The organism is Arcicella rosea, from assembly GCF_014204325.1.
GTDB lineage: Bacteria > Bacteroidota > Bacteroidia > Cytophagales > Spirosomataceae > Arcicella > Arcicella rosea_A.
This window is the reverse complement of the sequence record NZ_JACHKT010000004.1, coordinates 160,323-180,354: the sequence shown is the minus strand read 5'-3', so window position 1 is coordinate 180,354 and position 20,032 is coordinate 160,323. Positions and strand designations below refer to the sequence as shown.

Sequence of the window (20,032 nt, the reverse complement as noted above, 5' to 3'; positions counted from 1 at the left end):
ATTTCATTTCTATTGAGCGAAGTATTCCCTCAGTAGAAATGAAATATTTTTTTGCCACTTATCTACTAAATTGTACTAAAAAACTTTCCACCATTTCCTCCGATTCTTTCGCCACTTTCGCATCTCTCAACGCCAAGCCTAATCTTCTTTCCAAAATGTCTTTACTGGTCATTGCCATTTCTTCTTGAATTGTATAAACAATTTCTGCTTTAATGAATGGATGATTTGGATGAATCAATGCTTTTAATTCAGGTTGATTGTCGGTTAGTTTTAATACTTTTTCGGCGAATGAACCATATTTTTTCATTAAATGCTGTGCAACCTCCGAAGGTACTTGATATTGTGCTGAAAGCTTTTCCCAATCATCAAAACGATAACCTTCTGCACCATGCAATAGTTGATGTTCCGAAGTACAATCCGCAGGTATTTGTTGCCAAAGATGCTCATAAATTTGGTCGATGGTGTCTTTTGCCATCAATCGGTAAGTTGTCCATTTCCCGCCCATGATACTTACTAATTGACTATTTTTATCAATTTCTACTTCATGGTCACGAACCAGAGATTTGGTATCAGAACCTTTTTCTGCTTTTCCAAGTAAAGGTCTTTGTCCTGCAAAACCGCTGGTTATTTCTGCTGGATTTACTTCTTTTTCCAGATAACGATTTACATAACTCAGTAAATAAGGGATTTCATATTGCTCTAAAGCTGGATTTTCAGAAAGTTTGTCTTCTTCATCAGTTGTTCCTACCAAAAGATGGTCTTGCCAAGGAATGATAAAGAGTACTCGTCCATCATCCGTTTTTGGGACTAAAATAGCGGTTTCATTCTTCATTAAAGAAGCAGGGAGAACAATATGTGCTCCACGACTTACTTTCATTCTTGGTTTTAGTTTTGGGTTTGCCATTTTACGAACATGGTCTGCAAATGGGCCAGTAGCATTGATAAATACTTTAGATTGAACCAAGAAAGTATTCTCATTCAAAGTATCATTGATATGAAGTGTCGTTAATTTTCCTTGACTATCTTTTTCAAATCGAATGGCTTCGGCATAATTTAAGATTGTTGCACCTAAAGTTTCTGCTTTTTGAAGTATTGCCAAACAGTAACGAGCGTCGTCGAGTTGCCCATCGTAATACAAAACTGCCGAAGTAAGATGTTCCTTTTTTAACTCAGGAATTGTTTTTAAAGCTTCTTTTCTAGATAACCATTTGCTTGCTCCAATGCCATGATTTCCTGCAATCCATTCATAAAGTTTTAGTCCGATAGTCAAATAAATTCCTTCTATCCAAGAGTAACAAGGCGTTAACAAAGCCAAGGGACGAGTAAGATGTGGTGCATTTTTTATCAAGGTGTCTCTTTCGTGTAAACTTTTTTGCACCATTTTGTACTGCTCCCAATCCAGTTTTTTTACTGCTTGTTCCAAGTAACGAACGCCTCCATGAATCAACTTGGTGGACTTTGAAGTGGTTTGTCCAGCAAAGTCATATTTATCAATTAATAGTACTTTCAAACCTCTGAGGCTTGCATCCAACGCAATGCCTGCACCAGTTGCCCCTCCACCGATAATACATAAATCAAATTGTGCTATAGTCGAAATTTTTCTTAACTGTTCTTTACGATTCATAATGGAATTATTACCTGATGATTTACAAATATACCAATAATTGCCAATGTCAAAGATTATCAAAAATATAAGATATTCAACGAAAAAAAATGCTTTATTGAAGTATCATCCTTTTGAGAGAAAACTAAAGTATAAAAACAAAAAAAAGGCTCATCTACTTACAAAATTGTAAATAAATGAGCCTTTTATAAAGTTGTTAAATCAATTCAAATGTTAAGTCATTATCTAATTAATAATTTCATTATATGCTTACCAGGATTTAGCGAACCTCTCCCATTTTCTGGATATAAATCAGCAACCCCAATTCGATGAGATTTATAAGTTTTAATTCCATCAACTGTTTTCTCCAGACGATTCCAGTCTTTAACAATGTTATTTTGCTTATCGTTTATCTCGCTTGTAGTTCTAAAGTCTATAGTTTTGTCATCGAATTTTACCGAAGCATCATAGACAGTAATAAATCTACCACCTTGATCAGAATACTCACCTTCAGAAAATACAGGTTTAACAGAAATAAGTGTAACTGATAAACTATCTCCATCTATAGTAATTATTTTTTGTTCACCTTCTTGTATGATAATGGAAGTTTCTGCTATGCCAATGACATCAGTATTGCTGCACGAGCATAAAATACAGGCGAGATAAATAATGCTGATTATCAATTTATTTTTCATATTTTCCTAAGATTTATGATTCTAAGTATAACTGACGTCAACATATAATGGAATCAATATACCCAAAAGTAAATGATTCTATTCTTAATGTGACTATCAAAAGCCTAGACACAAATAACATACAAATAGTTGTAAGCTATTAAAGGAAAAAACGCAAATTGCCACGCTTGAAAGCGAACGCCAGATTGCTTGGATAGTAGATATTACCAAGCACAGGAGTAAGACTTTTCTGGAAAAAAAAGTCCCTTGCGTGCCTACACACATGTCATTAAAAACAATTTTAACTAATAACGTTTACTGATTAAAAAATAACCATTCTATCGCTTTAGGAAATTCTTTGCCCCATTGGTCTTCGTTGTGCATTCCTTCTGGTTCATAAGAAAGATTGATTTCCGTTTTTCTAATGCCTTGTCTTTGAAATGTTTGTTTCAGTTTCTCAACATTCGGAATCATCATTGTTCCTTCATCGCCACCAGCGTAAATATAAATATTGGTGGGTAAATGAGAAATAAAATCAATGGCATCAAAATAAATATTGGGAGAAACCCAAAGCGATGGAGAAAATACCATCAATTTTCCAAATACTTCTGGAAACATCAAACCCGCATAAATACTGATTAATCCGCCTAAAGAACTTCCGCCAATACCTGTGAATTCTCGTTCTGGCAAAGTTCTAAAATTTTTATCAATGTATGGCTTTAATGTTTTTGAGAGAAACTGAGCATATTTTCGTCCTTGACCTTTTCCCATTTTTGGGTTGTTGTAAGGAGAATACTCTTGATAACGTTGTTCGCCACCATGTGCTACCGCAACGACAATTACATCGCCGTGACCACGAGCTGCTAAAACAGCTAATTGTTTATCAATGCCCCAATTACCAAACTCAGAACCACCACCAAATAAATTTTGGGCATCTTGTAAATAAATCACAGGATAATGTTTCTCTGAGGTTTCGTAATTATGAGGAAGTAAAATATAAACAGCACGTTTTCTATCAAACTGAGGAATTTCAAATTCATCAGAAATTAAGCGAATATCTGGCATTAAATTTCCAGAAAGGTTTTCGCCGTCTAGTCGCCAGTGTGGTACAAAATCTTTTAAAACACCTGTTTTTACTTTGGCAATTCTGTTTGCGGTCGGTTTACCAAATTCATCTAATTCTACTTGATTCCATCCGCCTTTTGTATATTTATATTCAAAGCTTTCTGGTAATTTAATAGTATCTGGTAACTTCAATATGTATTTTCCGTCTTCAACTTTGTTTAAACGGAACTCTTCTTTATTGGGAAGCCATTCGTTGAAACTGCCTGAAATATAAACAGGACGATTATCTTCAACGGGGGTGGTTAGTTCAAAATATAATACACTTTTACTCATTCTTTAGTTGTTTGTCGAACCGCAAATTTAACTAAATAAAGTATGATATTTAGCTTTAAGTCGGCTGTTTTCAGTCTATTAATCCTGTTTTTGTGTTAAATGGACACAAAGCAAGTAAGAGTGATGAATTATGAATGATGAGTTTTAATTTTAAAGTGTTGATATACAGGTGCTTATTTTTAAAAACATCGCCGTGTTTTTCTTCGACTATGTATAATAATAGTTAAGAAAATAGAAGTTAAATTTTTATTTTATCCTAAATCATACAATCAAAAAACAAAAAACTTACTCGCTCAACACATACAAGTCTGCTAAATTTCTTCCTAATCCGTCGTAATCTAAACCGTAACCCAACACAAATTTATTTTCAATCTCGAATCCAATGTATTCAATATCAATGGGTTGTTTCAAAGCTTCTGGTTTCTGAAAAAGCGTTGCGATAGTCAAAGAGCTTGGATTTTGTGCCAGCAATTGTTTTTTGATTTCAATCATCGTCAAACCAGTATCAATAATATCTTCAATAATGATAATATCACGATTTTCGATACTTTCTGATAAACCTAAAATTTGATGTACTTTTCCCGTTGATGTGGTTGCTTGATATGATGAAACTCTCAGAAAAGTAATTTCACAAGAAACCGTAATTGATTTCATCAATTCGGCAGCAAACATAAATGAACCATTCAAAATGGCTAAAAACAAAGGTTTTTTCCCAGTATAATCTTGATTAATTGATGAAGCGAGTGCAGCGATTCGCTTTTCTAAAACACTTTGTTCGATAAATACTTCAAAATGTTTGTCGTGTACTTGTATCGTGGATTTCATAAATACTTGGTTGCTAATTTGTAAAAATACGCTAAACCGAACGTTTAGACAAATCCTTTAAATGAGGAAAGTATTTGAAGAAATATATTCTCAAATCTTCACAACACTTTTTAAGATTGCTTTTCGTTGTATCATTCGTTAGAGCAATACTTAAAATTTCCTTAAATTTACATCCAGAAAAGACAATCATCCATGAAAAAAATATTTGATTCCTCGATTTATATAAAAGTATTCCTCTTGTGTTTTTTGATGTTTTCACAACAGCAAATCGCCAATGCACAATGGTGGAAGGACACCGAAAAAGCAGAACAGGAACGTTCAAAAGGAATGCTTTTGCTAACGGCTGAAGTGCAGATTGAAGCTACGCAGGCAATCAATCACATGTATAATTTTAAGTTTTATGAAGCCGAACGTGAATTCAATTATTTGAAAGTAAAATATCCAGAACATCCACTTCCTGAATTTTTATTGGGTTTGATGGAGTGGTGGAAAATTGTACCTAATACCGAAAATGTAATTTACGACGAACGTTGTATTGATTACATGGACAAGAGTATTGAAAAGGCAGAAAAAATTTGGGATGATTCTGAAAACCCAGAAGCGGCTTTCTTTATGGCGGCTGCTTATGCTTTTAAAGGACGTTTACATTCTGAAAGAAAACATTGGACGAAAGCTACTTTTGCCGCCAAAAATGCGTTGAAGTATCTCGACCGTTCAAGAAGTTTTTCGGATTTTAGTCCAGAATTGATGTTTGGTGACGGACTTTATAATTACTATTTTCATTATGTAAAAGAAAATTATGCCATGCTTCGCCCAGTACTTTGGTTATTTCCAAAAGGTGATAAACCCAAAGGAATCAGTCAGTTAGAAAAAGTAAGTTATAATGCTTTTTATACACGTACAGAAGCACGTTACTTTTTATTACAGATTTATGGCATGGAAAACATGAACGAAAAAGCCTTGAATTTGTCGAAATACACTTATGAAACTTATCCTGACAATCCGTTCTTTCAAAGATTTTATGCAAGAAGTGCTTTTGTAGCGGGTAGAGTAACCGAAGCAAAAACGATTGCCAAAAGTATCCTTCAAAAAATAGAGGAACATTATCCCGGTTATGAAGGCGTAAGTGGTCGATATGCTGCATATATTTTGGGTTATTATGCCATGAATTATGATAGAGATGCCAAAGAAGCAAGAGCTTATTATCAAAAAACGATAGATTTTGCCAAACAAACTGGCTCTACCAATTCAGGTTATTACTGGTCATCAATGATTGCTTTAGGAAAAATTGCTTCGCAAGAACAGGATTATGACAAAGCGATTGAATACTTCAAACAAGTAATTGAAGATTCTGAACGAAAATCTTCGCAAAGAGAAGAAGCAAAAAAACTTTTAGCTGAAGCAAAAAAAGCAAGAAGAAAGAAAAAGTAGTGATTCAATCATGATAAAATCTTTCATAGATTTACCACAATACAAACATGAGTCATCCCGAATTTTAAAATCATAAAAAAGCGGTCGAAAAACTAATTTCGACCGCTTTTTTATGATTGATGGACAACGAATTCCTACTGTTTGAGCGAAGCGAGTTTAGGAATTCTTGATTTTTTTGTTACTTTTTGCATCAAGGCAAAAAGTAAGGACGAGAATAAATACAAAAAACATTGAAATCTTTTAAAATTGACTTTTTTGTGAGAAAATTCGGGATGACTCATGTTTTGTTTTTTAATGCCGATTCTCCCAAATTTGTGATGAATTATTTGGGAAGTCTCATCATATTTGCCTATATTTAAAATTCATAATTAATCAAATAAAAGTATTTCTCGCTCTGTACAGCAATTTCACCGTTAAAAATTCATTACCTCTACTGTATTTCAAAACATTGAATCTATTTAACATATCATGAAAGTTTCTACTTCTCAGCCATTTCAAATTATCTATTCGGTACTTAGTCATGAGTACCTCGGATATCTCTTTGAAGCTTTTGTTGTTCAACTCGACGACAAAGAAGAACTTACTTTATTGAATCAGAACGTATCAATAAAAAATATCAATGAGTTTGCACATGGTTTAGATAAAAACGATTTGCAACTCGTAAAACTGATTAATTCTCTTCAGTCAGAAAATATTTACAAAAAATTTGTAGGCTTAAAAAAACGTTCAGTTGTCGATTTTTTCTTGAAAGTATATGACCCACAAAAAGGGGAAAAAGCTTTACAAGAAATGATTGCTACTTATGTAGAAAAAGTAAAAGCCGAAATGTTGCCTTTGTTGCTTGGGAAAAAACTGTTCATCATGGGCAGTGATGGTAATCCGATTTGGCAACAAGTGGAAGTATTACCCGAAAAAGCGACCGTACTTTTTCATTTTATGAGAAACATCGATAATACACATTATTTTCCGACGATTAAATATGCGGGATCTAAAGTGGATTTTCAATATAAAAATGCCTTTATCGTTTGCGATGAACCCGCTTGGATTATCATCGAAAATAAGCTTTACCATTTTGCCAAAGAAGTAGATGGCAAGAAACTTCGTCCTTTCTTACAAAAGCGTTTTATCGTGATTCCTAAAACGATTGAGGAAGATTATTACCGAAAATTTGTTTCGTCTATCATTACCATGTTTGATGTTTATGCAAAGGGTTTTGAAATTCGTTCAGAAGCATATTCTGGTATTCCAATGCTGAATCTTGCTACGGATAAAAGCCTCCAACCTGTAATGGCGGATGCTGATGATATTGATAATCAGAAAGATGATGATTTAGAATTGTCGATAAGCTTGGCTTTTCAGTATGGCGAATATGCTTTTAAGTTTGACAGTTTTTCAACCGAAGTAAATGTCAGCATGGAAAAAAAAGGCGATGACTACGTTTTCCATAAAGTAAGAAGAGATTTGACCTTCGAAAAATCTACTTTAGCTATGCTTGATACCTTGGGCTTGTCGCTTAAAAATGGTAAAATGGTTTTACCAAAAAGTGAAGCTTTTGCTTGGATTCAGAAGAACTATCATGCCTTAACCGAAGCAGGTTTTGCCATAGAACAAAGCGTAGAAGACGATGGTAAAAAGTACTTCTTGGGTTATTCAAACATCGAAGTAAATATTACAGAAGGTAACGATTGGTTCGATATCAATGCCATTGTTCATTTTGGAGATTTTGAAATTCCTTTTCTGAAACTTCGTAATTTAATTTTACAGAAAAAGAAAGAATTTACTTTGCCCAACGGAGAAATTGCCGTAATTCCAGAAGTTTGGTTTACTCAATATTCAGAATTATTCGCCTTTATCGAACATCATACTGAAAGAGATGGCTTTATCCTGAAAAAACACCACCTTTCTTTGGTGCAAGATTTACAGAGTGAATCATTAGCGACAGCTGTACTGAGTAGAAAATTAGAAAAACTGAGAGATTTCGATGAAATCCATGCTTATGATTTGCCCAAAGGTTTCAAAGGAAGTTTGCGTCCATATCAAAAAGCGGGCTACGATTGGATGCGTTTTTTGAACGATTATCATTTTGGTGGTTGCTTGGCAGATGATATGGGTTTAGGAAAAACCGTTCAAACTTTAACGTTATTACAATCGCAAAAAGAGCAAAAAATAGCCCAACCAAGCTTATTGATTTTGCCTACTTCCTTGATTTATAATTGGGAAATGGAAGCCCGTAAATTCACCCCTGAACTAAAAATATTAACTTACACAGGTACTTATCGAGATAAAAATATTGAAGTATTCGATAATTATGATGTTGTATTGACAACTTACGGCATAATCAGAATTGATATTGATTTACTGAAAAATTACCGTTTCAATTATGTGATTTTGGACGAATCGCAAGCGATAAAAAATCCTTCTTCTTACATCACTAAAGCGGTAATGCAATTGAATTCTCGCAATCGTTTGGTGCTTACTGGAACGCCACTTGAAAATAGTACGATGGATTTATGGTCGCAAATGACTTTCATTAATCCGGGATTGTTGGGAACTCAACACTTTTTCAGAAATGAATTTCAAGTTCCGATTGAAAAAAAGGGAGATGATTCAAAAATTCACCGATTGTATTCAATCATCAAACCTTTTATGCTGCGAAGACATAAATCGCAAGTAGCCACAGAATTACCGCCGAAAATAGAGAGTGTTCATTATGCACAAATGTCGGAACAACAAGAAAAGGAGTACGAAGAAGCGAAATCGTATTTTAGAAACTTGATTCTAGCACATATCGACGAGCAAGGAATGGCGATGTCGCAAATGATTGTGCTACAAGGTTTAACCAAACTGAGACAATTGGCGAATCATCCAAGAATGGTTGACCCTGAGTATGAAGGAGATTCTGGAAAGTTGGAAGACGTGATGGATAAATTAGAATCTATTTTAGGAAAAGGACATAAGGTGTTGATTTTTAGTCAATTTGTAAAACATCTTGACCTTTTCAGAGAACGCCTCGACAAAGAAGCTCGTCCTTATGCGTATTTGGATGGAAGTACGCACGACCGTCAGGCACAAGTAGAGAAATTTCAACAAAATGAAGATATTCAAATTTTCTTGATTTCTTTAAAAGCTGGAGGTTTGGGACTCAATCTTACTGCTGCCGATTATGTCTTTATTTTAGATCCTTGGTGGAATCCTGCGATTGAGGCACAAGCCATCGACAGAGCACATAGAATCGGGCAAGTAAATACGGTATTTACTTATAAATTCATTACAAAAAATACTGTTGAAGAAAAGATTTTGGCATTACAACAAAGTAAACAACGCCTTGCGAATGAATTGATTACGACAGAAGAAAGCTTTGTAAAGTCTTTAACCAAAGATGATGTCTTGGCTTTATTAGAATAAAATTACTTCTTCTCTGCACTAACCAATTTATCAAATTTTATTTTCATGAAATAGGTTAGAGCCGTTAAAATAATTGTGATAATGATTCCTTCTTCAAGGTAATTAGTGCTTGAATTGGTTGGGTCTGCGTACCAAACATAAATTAAAAAGCCTATCAAGATAATTTCTGCAACAATAAATACAGAAAGAATCCCCAAGATGGTAGATAAAAGAACAGGACGAAGTTTATCAAAGACTGATTTCTTTTTTTCCATTTTTTCAAAAAAATAGGCGGATTGAAAACCCGCCTTATATGATTGTAGTAAAGTATTTTTTAGAAGAAAAATCCACCAACACGTAATACTATTGGACTTCCGTAAGGAGAATTAAACTCTTTATAAGTAAGGTTGTATAGAGCGGTGATTTGAAAACCTCCAAACCCAAAACCAAGACCTGCCAAGGTTTGTACAGGATATTCAAATGAAGCACCTGCTTGTTTATAATAATACTTTTGTAGTTCAGCCTGAGCAAACATATTCGATGCAATATTATCCAAGAAATGCAGACGATACTGTCCGAAAACTCTTGGCCCGTACTGGTTTAGCGAAGCAAAGTTTCTTTGTTTGTAATATTGATAGTCAACAGCAACACCAACGATAAAATCATTAGTAGCCTGATAACCAACCATCGGTGAAATTCCAATTACAGTAGGGTTACCGAATTGTAAACCGCCAAGACCGCCACCAAAACGTATTCTTTGGCTGAAAGGTAAATCTCTAACATCTTGTTCCTCGTCTAAATCCCGAACAGAACTATCTTGTTTGATAACAACAGGAGCTTGTGAATAAGAAGTTGTATAAGCAGCAATAGAGATTAGAATGATAAAAAGTAATTTTTGCATGGTTATAATTTATTTTTCCTAGAAACCTTAATAGAATCCGCTAATTTAACGCAAAGATTATCTATTTTCTTGTAAAGCATGAAACAATCTTTTTGTAAAACGTGTCTCTTAATAAATAGGTTTAATTTCCTACTTCTTTTATCAATATTTGATTGTTGAAAAGCCAATTTTCGCAGCCCAGAATTTCTTATCTTTGTTTCATGAACAATTCCGAAATCATCAACCAGCTTCCTACTGCTTTTGAAGACCTTGACCCTAAACGTTTTATTATCATCAAAGGGGCAAGAGTAAATAACCTAAAAAATATTGATGTTGCCATTCCACGCAACAAATTAGTCGTGATTACGGGTTTGTCGGGTTCGGGGAAATCTTCTTTGGCTTTTGATACACTTTTTGCTGAAGGGCAACGAATGTACGTAGAAAGTCTAAGTTCTTATACTCGTCAATTCTTGGGGCGAATGGAAAAACCTGATATCGATTACATCAAAGGAATTTCGCCAGCCATTGCCATCGAACAGAAAGTTTCGAGTAAAAATCCACGTTCTACGGTAGGAACAACTACCGAAATTTACGATTACTTAAAATTACTTTTTGCCAGAATTGGAACAACTTTTTCGCCTATTTCGGGCAAAGAAGTACGTAAAGATACGGTGACGGACGTTGTGAATTACTTGTTCTCAAAAGACGAAGGACAAAGAGTAATGGTGCTGTCGCCATTGTATTTGAAAGAAGGACGGAAGCTTTCGGAAGAAATGAAAATTTTACTTCAAAAAGGCTATACTCGTATTGTCATTGACGGAGAAACAAAATTTTTAGAAGAACTTTTAGAAGATAAAGAAGCACTGGAAAATCTTCCAGCCATAGATTTATTCAGTAATAATTATAAAATTCTCATCGACCGTGTAGTAATTAAAAAGGAAGCTGACGGTCAGCCAGACGAAGAAACACAATTCCGTCTTTCGGATTCTATCCAAACCGCTTTTTTTGAAGGAAATGGTACTTGTTTCGTCGAAATTGTCGGTGATGAAACCAAAATGTTTTCGGATAGATTTGAAGCCGACGGAATTGTTTTTGAAGAACCTTCTTTGAATTTATTGAGCTTCAATAATCCTTATGGAGCTTGTAAACGCTGTGAAGGTTTTGGTAGAATACTTGGGCTTGACCCTGATTTAATCATTCCTGATAAAGGCGTTTCGGTTTATGAAGGTGCGATTGCTCCGTGGAGAACCGATAAAATGAGCGAGTGGCTGATTCCGTTACTGAAAAATGGAGCAAAATTCGATTTTCCAATTCACCGACCTTATAAAGATTTAAGCGACGAACAAAAAGAATTACTTTGGACGGGTAATGAGTATTTTCAAGGTTTGGACGATTTCTTTGTGATGCTTGAAAAAGAAACGCACAAAATTCAATATAGAGTAATGCTTTCACGCTACCGTGGACGAACTACTTGTCCAGATTGTAAAGGTTCACGTTTGCGGAAAGATGCAGGTTATGTAAAAATAGGAGGGAAGTCAATCATAGATTTGGTACTTATGCCTTTGAGTGATGTAAGTGATTTCTTCAAAAATCTTGATTTACCCGATTATCAGTATGGCGTTTCCAAAAGAATTTTAGTAGAAATTGAAACTCGTTTAGAGTACATGGAGAAAGTAGGTTTGGGCTATTTAACGCTCAACCGTTTGTCTTCAACACTTTCAGGAGGCGAGTTTCAACGCATCAAATTGGCTACTTCTTTGGGCAGTGCTTTGGTAGGTTCGATGTACATTTTAGATGAACCTTCTATCGGTTTACATCCGAGAGACACACAAAGATTGGTTTCAGTGTTGGAATCGCTGCGAGATATGGGTAATACCGTAATCGTGGTAGAACACGAAGAAGAAGTAATGCGTGCAGCTGACCAAATTATTGATATTGGTCCAGATGCAGGAAGTAATGGTGGAAAACTGGTTTTTCAAGGCAATTGGGAAACGATTAATTCGCTTGAAAATCAAGTAAATCCAGTACAAGCCTTTTCGCATACAATTAATTTTTTAACTGGAAAAGATACGATAGAAGTCCCCAAATTCCGTAGAAAATCAACCAGTTTTATTGAAGTAAAAGGAGCTTATGAGAATAATTTAAAGGATATTTCCGTAAAATTTCCATTAGGAATTTTGATTGCTGTAACGGGTGTAAGTGGTTCTGGAAAATCTACGTTAATCCGTAAGATTTTATATCCAGCTCTGGGTCGTCATTTGGGTACTTATACCGACGAAGCAGGTAAATATGCCGAAATCAGTGGAAGTATTGGCAAGATTGAAGCCGTAGAAATGGTTGACCAGAATCCAATTGGAAAATCGTCTCGCTCAAATCCTGTGACTTACGTAAAAGCTTATGACCAAATTAGATTGCTGTATTCTGAACAACCCATTTCAAAAGCAAGAGGTTATAAGCCTGCCCATTTTTCATTCAATGTAGAAGGGGGACGTTGTGAAACCTGTCAAGGTGAAGGCTTCGTGACGATTGAAATGCAATTTATGGCAGATGTAAAATTGAAGTGTGAGTCTTGCGGAGGAAAACGTTTTAAACAGGAAATTTTAGACGTAAAATACAACGACAAAGACATTGCAGATTTATTGGACATGACCGTTGATGAAGCGATTGAACTTTTCAGAAAAGACCAACCGAGACTAGCCGATAAATTATTGCCTTTACAAGAAGTAGGTTTGGGCTATGTAAAATTGGGACAATCGTCTAATTCACTTTCGGGAGGAGAAGCCCAAAGAGTAAAATTGGCGAGTTTCTTAGGAAAAGGAAACCCTAACAAAGGGAAAACACTTTTCATTTTTGATGAACCTACCACAGGATTACATTTTCACGACATCAAAAAATTATTGAAGGCTATTAATGCTTTGGTAGAACAAGGCGATTCTGTGATAATTATTGAGCATAATATGGAAGTGATAAAATCATCAGATTATATCATCGACTTGGGGCCTGAAGGAGGAGAAAAAGGAGGTTTCGTTACCTTTGAAGGAACGCCTGAACAAATGACCAAGATAGAAGGAAATTACACGGCTGACTTTTTGAAGGAAAAATTGAAATAATTTACTCATTTTTACTTTATGGCGGTAAAGTTAAAATGATTTAGTTGTTCTGTTGGCTAGTGTTAATGAGTTGTTTTTTCCTGATTAATCTTTGATATGTCAGTGTTCTGAGCATACCAATTTTAATCTTTCGTTTCAGTGCGTCTGTTTCTGACTTGTAAGTGTTTTGTCCTTTCAGTAATTCTTCGACGATATTAGTTACTAAGACTTCAACGGATTCCGCTGTTAGCATAAGAGGCTTTTTTTTCATCGCTTTTGGCTTGTCTAAGGTGAAATATGCTTATAAGGCTATATGCTATTAATTCTGAACATAAGTTAATATTTTTGTTTGACAATAAAATAATTTTCTCCTGTTTTTTTGTCAAACAACACGTTTTTTTATCTTTTAAAACATTGAAAATAAATCAAACGCTTATTTTCTGACAACATTAATAGCTTTTCAATACTAAATACCTTTAATACCCGATGTTTGCTAAATCGTTACAACTTTATAGAAATGCTTACTTAGGATTACCCAAATCTGTATGGTTACTTTCTGGTGTAATGTTTGTCAATAGAAGCGGTACAATGGTTTTGCCTTTTTTGTCGCTTTACTTAACTCAGAAACTGCATTTTAGTGTAACTGACGCTGGTATTGTGATGGGCGTGTATGGAACAGGTGCATTATGTGGTACTTTTTTAGGAGGCAAACTGACAGATAAAATTGGGTTTTATTATATCCAATTTTTTAGTTTACTCTTTGCTGGAACGATGTTATTGGTGATAATGCACCTGACTAATTTTTATGCTATTTGTACAGGAGTATTCATTTTTACTTTATTTGGAGATAGTTTTCGTCCTGCCAATGCGGCTGCTTTAGCATATTATAGCGAAGCTGAAAACCGTACTCGTTCATTTTCTTTGAATCGGTTGGCCATTAATTTAGGTTGGTCGATAGGTGGCGGAATGGGCGGAATTCTTGCTGAAATCAATTACGATTTACTCTTTTGGGCAGATGGAATTACTTGTGTTGTAGCAGCTATTTTGTTAAGGGTTTTACTGAAAGCACCCATTCAAAAAAGTAAAATTCATGCTGAAAAGAGTATAGAAAAACCACAGATTCTTTCGCCTTATCGAGATAAAGTATATTGGTTTTTTATGGTTTGTGTAACCTTATACGCCATTTCATTTTTTCAATTATTCAGTTTAGAACCTTTGTATTTCCGAACGGTGTATCATTTGCCCGAATCGCAAATTGGTTTATTAATGGTTTGTAATGGCTTGATGATTGCTTTTATCGAGATGATTTTGGTACATCAATTAGATGGAAAATTCCTAAAAACAAACTTAATTGCCATTGGAACTGCTCTAACGGCTTTATCTTTTTGGGTTTTTAATACCTATTTCTTTGTGGGAATACTCTGGATTTCCATCATTTTAAATACTGTGGGAGAAATGTTTGCGATGCCATTCATGCAAAGTTTTTCGATAGAACGTTCGGATGAATCTAACCGTGGACAATACATTGCGATGTACACCATGTGTTATTCTTTTGCTCAAATTTCTTCACCAACTATTGGCTCACAATTGGCAGAACACTTTGGTTTTACTACTTTATGGTATGTAATGGGAGGTTTTTGCGTGTTATCAACCTTGGGTTTTATGTATTTAAAGAGATTGAAATAAATCTGATGCAACCTTTGTTAGCAATATTGTATCTTTGAATAAGCTGTCAGCTTTCAGCCATGAGCTTTGAGTTATCAGTTTTTGAACTTTTTAATTATAACCGCTTACTCTGTTTAAAAAAGGCTTACAGCTCAAAACTCATAGCTTAAATCTCCAACATGTCTCTAAAAAACGCCAAAATATTAGCTATCGACGATGACCCAGACGTACTGGTTGCTGTGAAAATGTTACTTCGTCCTGAAGTAAGAGAAATCGTTACCGAAAAAAATCCTGAACGCATTCAATCATTATTGGCTCAAACTCAATTCGATTTGATTTTGCTGGATATGAACTACAAAAGTTCATTGAATACAGGAAACGAAGGCATTTTTTGGTTACGTAAAATCAGGGAAATCAATAAATCAGTAGCTGTAATTATGATTACCGCTTATGGCGATATTGATTTGGCAGTACGTTCGGTGAAAGAAGGAGCAACAGATTTTGTATTGAAACCTTGGCGAAATGAAAAACTATTAGTTTCTATTGAAGAGGCTCTTGAAAAATCTGCTTTAGAAAATCCCATCTCAAATAAAAATAAAAAAAGTCCAGCTCCGACCATTATCAATTCTTTACTTGGTAAAAGTGAAGCCATGCAAGATATTTTCTATAAAATCGAAAAGATTGCTCCGACGGATGCCAATATTTTGATTTTAGGAGAAAACGGAACAGGAAAAGGAGAAGTAGCAAAATTGATTCATCAAAAATCAATGAGAGCCGGAAAACCTTTTGTTCATGCAGATTTGGGTTCTTTAACCGAAAGTTTATTTGAATCAGAATTGTTCGGGCATAAAAAAGGTGCATTTACCGATGCTCGTGAAGACCGTGCTGGTCGTTTTGAATCTGCCAATAAAGGAACTTTGTTTTTGGATGAAATCGGGAATATTTCTTTGCCTCAGCAAGCAAAATTATTGACTGTTTTGCAAAACCGAGAAGTAACTCGTTTGGGAACAAATGCACCGATAGCGATTGACATTCGTTTGATTTCTGCGACAAATGCCCCAATCAAAGAAATGTCGGCACAAAATCAGTATCGCAAAGATTTAATTTATCGACTCAATACCATAGAAATTACATTGCCGCCACTTCGTAGTCGTGGCGATGATGTAGTTTTATTGGCAGAGTATTTTACAAAGACTTACGCACAGCAATACCACAAAAACCTTGGTGAAATTGACGAAAAAGCTAAAGATAAATTACGTAAATATGCTTTCCCAGGAAATATTCGGGAATTGCAACATGCTATCGAAAGAGCAGTAATTATGTCGGATGAACAAGTATTAACGGCTCGTGATTTGGATTTAAGTTCTTCTATTGAAAATCCTATTGCCATAAGTAATGAACCAAATACTTTGCGGATTGATGAAATGGAAAAATCAACTATTTTAAAAGCTATCGAACGGCACGAAGGAAATATCACAAAAGCTGCTCGTGAATTAGGTTTAACTCGCACTGCTTTATACAGACGTTTAGGGAAGTATGATATTTAATTAAATGTCAGCGATTAATGATGTTGGAAAAAATGAAGTGCCATGCACAATTAGACAAAAAACATGAATAAAAACGTAGAAAAACTTTATCAACTAGCTGGAAAAACATCTCGAAAAATTATTGGCTTAATGTCTGGTACTTCAATGGATGGACTTGATGTTGCTCTTTGTGAAATTTCAGGAAGTGGCGAAGATACCGTTGTTAAGCTATTGAATTTTGAAACGGTTGATTATTCAGAAGCCATCAAAACAGAAATTAGGAAAGTATTTGCCAAAAAAACGATTGATTTTCAACATTTAGCTTTACTGAACGAATGGATTGGCTTATTACATGCTGAAATGATTTTGGATTGTTTGAAAATGTGGAAAATTACTTCTGAAGAAATAGATTTAGTCGCTTCTCATGGACAAACAGTGATGCACGCTCCTAAGATTTTGCATCAGCAAGAAATGTTTCCGAATGCCACTTTACAAATTGGTGATGGCGACCATATTGCTGTAAAAACGGGTATTATTACGCTTTCTGATTTCAGACAAAAACATATTGCTGCTGGTGGCGAAGGTGCTCCTTTGGCGGTTTATGGAGATTACTTTATTTTCGGGAAAAAGGGTGAAAATCGTATTATGCTCAACATGGGCGGTATCGCCAATTTCACTTTTTTACCTGCAAGTATGAATCCAGAAGAAGTATTTGTAACGGATACAGGAACTGGAAATACGTTGATTGATGCTTTTACAAGAGTCTATTTTCCTGAATTGGCTTATGATAAAGATGCAGCCATTGCTAAACAAGGAATTGTCAATGCAAGATTGTTAGAAGTATTAAAAGCAGATAATTTCTTTTTTGCACCTTTTCCAAAAACAACTGGGCCAGAATTATTCAGTATTGATTATGTCAGAAATGCACAAGTAATCAGTAAAACAGAAAATATTACTGTGAATGATTTATTGGCGACACTTACTCGATTCAGTGCAGAAACCATTTCAGAAGCTATTCATTGGGCAGTTGGTTCGCAATCGTTAGCAGATTTTAATATTTATCTTTCGGGCGGAGGAATGCACAATCCATTGTTGGTTCAATGGTTGAAAGAATTAATTCCTGCTAATTTCTTTAAAACAGATGATTTAGGAATTTCTGGCGATGCCAAGGAAGCTGTACTTTTCGCCATTTTAGCCAATGAAACTGTTGCGGGAGGAGATTCAGATTTTGGAACAAGAAAAGGAATTCCTTCGGTAGCAATGGGAAAAATTTCTTTTCCAAGCTAGTGCAACCTTTAATTACTCCCTTGCATCTAATGAAATAGTTGCAGGATGTCGGATTTCGGTGGTTTTTAGTTAATTTCAAAAAAGTTATTCACTTAATCACTAACTCGCTCATTCACAATTAGATAATTATCACAATTAGACAATAGGTATCATGAAAAACATCGCTAAATCTCTTTCAATCGTATTTATTACCCTCTTTTCAGTAGTAACTACTTTTGCTCAACTTACTAAAGAAAACCGTTCGGTTGCTGGTTTTAAAACTATTCGTGTAACGAGTGGTATTGATTTGTATATCAAACAAGGAAATACACAATCAGTTACCGTTAATGCAGACAAAGATAAAATCAACGACATCGTTACAGAAGTAAAAGATGGGAGTTTGAGTATCTATGTTGAAAACTCTAAATGGGGTTGGTTCAATTGGAATTCTAAACCTGTAAAAGTGTATGTTACGATAAAAGATTTAGCGGGGATTTCTGCTACAGGCGGTTCGGATGTTTATTCAGAAAATAAATTAGATTTAATTAAACTTAACGTAAGTGCTACAGGTGGTTCGGATGTTAAATTAGAACTAGATGCCGACGAACTTACTTGCCAAACAACTGGAGGTTCTGATGTTACTTTGGTTGGAACAGCTACTGTTTTTAAAGCATCATCAACAGGCGGAAGTGATTTGAAAGCTTCTGATTTAAAAACAAGTTTCTGTAGTGTTTCGTCAACGGGTGGTTCTGATGCTTATGTTTGGGCTGAAAAAGAAATTAGTATTACTGCCACTGGCGGTAGCGACGTTTATCATAAAGGCAATGCAAGAGTTGTGAAATCAAGCTCTTCGGGCGGTTCGGATATTCATAAACGATAGATTTTGACTAAATTAAACATGAGTCATTTCGAATTTTTTCTATGAATAATGAGGTTTAGGACAATTTGAACGGTTTTTATATTTATTATTGTATAGTCCTTACTTTTCTTGTCTTGAAACAAGAAAAGTAACAAAAGAAATTCAAGAATTCCTAAACTCGCTTCGCTCAAACAGTAGGAATTCGTTGTCCATCAATCATAAAAAAGCGGTCGAAAAACTAATTTCGACCGCTTTTTTATGATTTTAAAATTCGGGATGACTCATGTTTTTAATTTTCTTCTTCATCCTCACTTTTCTTTTTCGCTTTGGGAGCTTCGTAAATGATTTTTCCTTTGTTGTCTCGCTCTTGTAACACAACTGTTGCAGAAGTATCAAATTTGTCTTTTGGGTAGAGCGTTTCTTTTTTTAAACGTCCCATTGCTCCAAATTGATGATACTCTCGCCAACGACCTATTTTTACGCTATCATCAAATTTTCCTTCTTCTTTTAGCTGTCCGCCTTCATAAAATGAGCGATATTCTCCCGTTACTTTATTGTATTTTACAGGAATTACTTCTTTGATTTTGGTTTCAGCTTTGTCGTGATAACTAATTTTTGAATCAGCAAAAAAACCTTTTTTATACTTTTCTTTTGTTAGTAGAATATACTCTTGATTGTAAGTTTCCCAACGTCCATCTTTTACTCCAACATAAAAAAAACCTTCTTCTACCAACTCATCGTTTACATATTTTTTATAAGGGCCATGACAAATTTCTCCGTAATTCTTATCTTTTCTAGGAACATTGGTTACTCTTCTAAGTTTTGGGTCGTACCACCAAATTTCCTTGGCATAAATACTTGGTTCAGCTTCGTCTGGGTTTCTCAGTACATGAATTTCTTCAACGGTAAGCCTTACTCCAGAGCCATATTCACCAATGCGTAATTCAAATTTTATATCTTCGTAGCTATCTTTAGGTTGTTTTTTTATTTTACTTTTCTTTTTAGATTTGCTGATTCTCAAACCTAAATCAGCCGTTAAATCATTAACATCGTTACTTAGTCTTTTAAATTCATCTTGATTATTTTTGATGGTTTTCTTCGCATTTTTTACATTATCTAATAAATCAGACTGGATTAATCCGCCTAAAATTCCACCTTTTTTCTTGGCAGAAGTATCAGTTTGTGGTTTGGCATTCGTCTTGAATTCATCATTTTGAGCAAATGAGTATTGCGAAACGAGCGAAAATATAAGTATTAAAAAGAAAACGATAGACTTCATTTTTATAGACGAAAAGATATTATGGAATCGAAAGAATCGAAAATCAGTAGGTTTGCCATCTCAGATTTTCCTGTTATCAACTTGAAATGGTTACCTTTGTGAACGAAAATACGAATAATTTATTTTTATAAGTAAAGATAAGGAATTTCGTTC

Annotated in this window: 14 protein-coding genes; 7 read left to right on the top strand and 7 right to left on the bottom strand. The window is 34.8% G+C overall.

All coding sequences use genetic code 11. The annotated features are described in order from the left end of the window. Nucleotides 1-58: 58 nt before the first annotated feature. The 4 genes from HNP25_RS04500 to hpt form a co-directional block, all read right to left on the bottom strand. Nucleotides 59-1,624, bottom strand: coding sequence for a glycerol-3-phosphate dehydrogenase/oxidase (locus HNP25_RS04500; RefSeq protein WP_184130929.1), 1,566 nt, complete (start codon nucleotides 1,622-1,624; stop codon nucleotides 59-61). Nucleotides 1,625-1,845: 221 nt separating this feature from the next. Then, complete coding sequence (locus tag HNP25_RS04495) at nucleotides 1,846-2,298, bottom strand: hypothetical protein (protein WP_184130926.1); 453 nt, start codon at nucleotides 2,296-2,298, stop codon at nucleotides 1,846-1,848. A gap of 294 nt (nucleotides 2,299-2,592) precedes the next feature. Continuing rightward, complete coding sequence (locus HNP25_RS04490) at nucleotides 2,593-3,675, bottom strand: alpha/beta hydrolase (protein ID WP_184130925.1); 1,083 nt, start codon at nucleotides 3,673-3,675, stop codon at nucleotides 2,593-2,595. 285 nt (nucleotides 3,676-3,960) lie between these two features. Then, nucleotides 3,961-4,500 (bottom strand): hypoxanthine phosphoribosyltransferase, encoded by a 540-nt coding sequence (gene hpt, locus HNP25_RS04485; RefSeq protein ID WP_184130924.1) that lies wholly within the window; start codon nucleotides 4,498-4,500, stop codon nucleotides 3,961-3,963. Nucleotides 4,501-4,692: 192 nt separating this feature from the next. On the opposite strand from hpt, the gene HNP25_RS04480 reads away from it, so the two are divergent. Beyond that, nucleotides 4,693-5,931 (top strand): tetratricopeptide repeat protein, encoded by a 1,239-nt coding sequence (locus HNP25_RS04480; RefSeq protein WP_229202789.1) that lies wholly within the window; start codon nucleotides 4,693-4,695, stop codon nucleotides 5,929-5,931. A gap of 468 nt (nucleotides 5,932-6,399) precedes the next feature. After that, nucleotides 6,400-9,336, top strand: a complete 2,937-nt coding sequence (locus HNP25_RS04475; protein ID WP_184130923.1) for a DEAD/DEAH box helicase — start codon at nucleotides 6,400-6,402, stop codon at nucleotides 9,334-9,336. Between the two features lie 2 nt (nucleotides 9,337-9,338). On the opposite strand, the gene HNP25_RS04470 is transcribed toward HNP25_RS04475, so the two are convergent. Both HNP25_RS04470 and HNP25_RS04465 read right to left on the bottom strand, forming a co-directional pair. Then, nucleotides 9,339-9,590: a hypothetical protein gene (locus HNP25_RS04470; RefSeq protein WP_184130922.1), complete on the bottom strand. Its 252-nt coding sequence runs from the start codon at nucleotides 9,588-9,590 to the stop codon at nucleotides 9,339-9,341. A gap of 59 nt (nucleotides 9,591-9,649) precedes the next feature. Next, nucleotides 9,650-10,216, bottom strand: coding sequence for a hypothetical protein (locus HNP25_RS04465; RefSeq protein WP_184130921.1), 567 nt, complete (start codon nucleotides 10,214-10,216; stop codon nucleotides 9,650-9,652). 200 nt (nucleotides 10,217-10,416) lie between these two features. Between HNP25_RS04465 and uvrA the strand changes: the two genes are divergently transcribed. The 5 genes from uvrA (at nucleotide 10,417) to HNP25_RS04440 (ending at nucleotide 18,621) form a co-directional block, all read left to right on the top strand. Beyond that, entirely contained in the window at nucleotides 10,417-13,305 is a 2,889-nt protein-coding gene (gene uvrA, locus HNP25_RS04460) for an excinuclease ABC subunit UvrA (protein WP_184130920.1), read from the top strand. Between the two features lie 465 nt (nucleotides 13,306-13,770). Beyond that, a complete protein-coding gene (locus HNP25_RS04455; protein ID WP_184130919.1) occupies nucleotides 13,771-14,970 on the top strand; it encodes an MFS transporter in 1,200 nt (399 codons plus the stop codon). A 158-nt stretch (nucleotides 14,971-15,128) separates the two neighbouring features. Further along, on the top strand, nucleotides 15,129-16,496 hold the full coding sequence (locus HNP25_RS04450; protein ID WP_184130918.1) for a sigma-54-dependent transcriptional regulator: 1,368 nt from the start codon (nucleotides 15,129-15,131) through the stop codon (nucleotides 16,494-16,496). A 63-nt stretch (nucleotides 16,497-16,559) separates the two neighbouring features. After that, complete coding sequence (locus HNP25_RS04445; protein ID WP_184130916.1) at nucleotides 16,560-17,762, top strand: anhydro-N-acetylmuramic acid kinase; 1,203 nt, start codon at nucleotides 16,560-16,562, stop codon at nucleotides 17,760-17,762. A gap of 151 nt (nucleotides 17,763-17,913) precedes the next feature. Continuing rightward, the gene (locus HNP25_RS04440) at nucleotides 17,914-18,621 is read left to right on the top strand and encodes a head GIN domain-containing protein (RefSeq protein ID WP_184130914.1); all 708 of its coding nucleotides are present in this window, start codon (nucleotides 17,914-17,916) and stop codon (nucleotides 18,619-18,621) included. A 268-nt stretch (nucleotides 18,622-18,889) separates the two neighbouring features. Here HNP25_RS04440 and HNP25_RS04435 read toward each other — a convergent pair whose 3' ends face one another. After that, nucleotides 18,890-19,879 (bottom strand): toxin-antitoxin system YwqK family antitoxin, encoded by a 990-nt coding sequence (locus HNP25_RS04435; protein ID WP_184130912.1) that lies wholly within the window; start codon nucleotides 19,877-19,879, stop codon nucleotides 18,890-18,892. Nucleotides 19,880-20,032 lie beyond the last annotated feature (153 nt).